The 1,799-nt window shown below is 46.2% G+C and carries 1 protein-coding gene; it reads left to right on the top strand.

Annotated features, from left to right (window positions below):
* A partial coding sequence (gene thrS / locus H6S82_RS31850) for a threonine--tRNA ligase (protein ID WP_191057393.1) occupies window positions 1-1,716 on the top strand: 1,716 nt, incomplete at its 5' end.
* Window positions 1,717-1,799: the final 83 nt, after the last annotated feature.

The following is a 1,799-nucleotide window of genomic DNA, read 5'->3' as shown; positions in this document are numbered from 1 at the left end:
ATGGCGATGGCGGTGCAGAAGCTGTTTCCCAAGGCTCAAGTTACGATCGGCCCTTGGATTGAAAATGGATTTTACTACGATTTTGACCATCCAGAGCCTTTTACGGAAAAAGATTTAAAGGCGATTAAAAAAGAGATGATCAAAATCATCAATCGCAAACTGCCGGTAATTCGGGAAGAAGTCAGCCGCGAAGAAGCAGAACATCGAATCAAACAAATTAACGAACCTTACAAACTGGAAATTCTGGAAGGCTTACAAGAACCGATTACCATTTACCATCTGGGAGACCAATGGTGGGATCTTTGTGCTGGCCCCCACGTTGAAAATACCAGTGATTTGAACCCCAAAGCAATTGAACTGGAAAGCTTAGCCGGTGCTTACTGGCGCGGGGACTCCACCAAGGCGCAGTTACAGCGGATTTACGGTACGGCATGGGAAACGCCGGAACAGTTGGAAGAATATCAGCGCCGCAAGGAAGAAGCACTGCGTCGAGATCATCGCAAGTTGGGTAAAGAACTGGGACTATTTATCTTTGCAGATTTAGTAGGGCCGGGATTGCCTTTGTGGACTCCCAAAGGTACGGTATTGCGAAGCATCTTAGAAGATTTCTTGAAACAGGAACAGCTCAAACGCGGTTATTTGCCAGTTGTAACGCCGCACATCGCCAGAGTGGATTTATTTAAAACCTCCGGACACTGGCAAAAATATAAAGAGGATATGTTCCCCCTCATGGCAGAAGACGAAGAAGCCGCCGCTGCGGAACAAGGCTTTGTCCTTAAGCCGATGAACTGTCCTTTTCATATTCAGATTTATGAGAGCGAGTTGCGTTCTTATCGGGAATTGCCGATGCGGTTAGCTGAATTTGGCACGGTTTACCGTTACGAACAATCCGGGGAACTGGGTGGCTTAACGCGGGTACGAGGATTCACTGTTGATGATTCTCACTTATTCGTAACGCCAGAACAATTGGATGACGAATTTTTGAATGTGGTGGATTTAATTCTATCTGTGTTCAAGAGTTTGCAACTGAAAAACTTCAAAGCCAGACTGAGTTTCCGCGATCCAGCTTCTGACAAATACATCGGTTCCGATGAAGTTTGGGAAAAATCGCAAAATGCCATTCGTCGCGCTGTTGAAAAACTGGGAATGAATTATTTTGAAGGCATTGGCGAAGCCGCATTTTACGGCCCGAAACTGGATTTTATTTTCCAAGATGCGTTAGAAAGAGAATGGCAATTGGGTACTGTTCAGGTAGATTACAATTTGCCGGAACGATTCAAGCTTGAGTATGTGGCGGAAGACGGAAATCGCAAACGTCCGGTGATGATTCACCGCGCTCCTTTTGGCTCTTTGGAAAGGCTAATTGGCATATTAATTGAAGAGTACGCTGGTGATTTTCCGCTGTGGCTAGCACCTATACAAGCGCGATTGTTGCCTGTGAGCGATGAGTTTCTACCGTTTGCTCAACAAGTGGCAAAAGAAATGAAATTGCTTGGTATCCGTGCCGAAGCTGACAGCAGCAACGAGCGCTTGGCCAAACAAATTCGCAATGCGGAAAAAGACAAAATTCCCGTGATGGCAGTGGTGGGAGCGAAGGAGGTTGAATCTAATAGTTTGAATATTCGCACTCGCGCTTCTGGAGAATTGGGAGCGATCCCAGTGCCGGAAGTGCTAGAAAGGTTGAAGCAAGCGATCGCTAACTACAGCAACTTCTAGGGGTTAGGGGTTAGGGGTTAGGGGTTAGGGAAGAGGGAAGAGCTAAAAGTCACTCATTCAAAAGTCAAAAGTCAAAATTGCCC

Source organism: Planktothrix sp. FACHB-1355, from assembly GCF_014748295.1.
GTDB classification, from domain to species: Bacteria; Cyanobacteriota; Cyanobacteriia; order Cyanobacteriales; family Aerosakkonemataceae; genus Aerosakkonema; species Aerosakkonema funiforme_A.
Note: the sequence above shows the minus strand (reverse complement) of the source record. Positions and strands in the feature narration are given on the sequence as shown.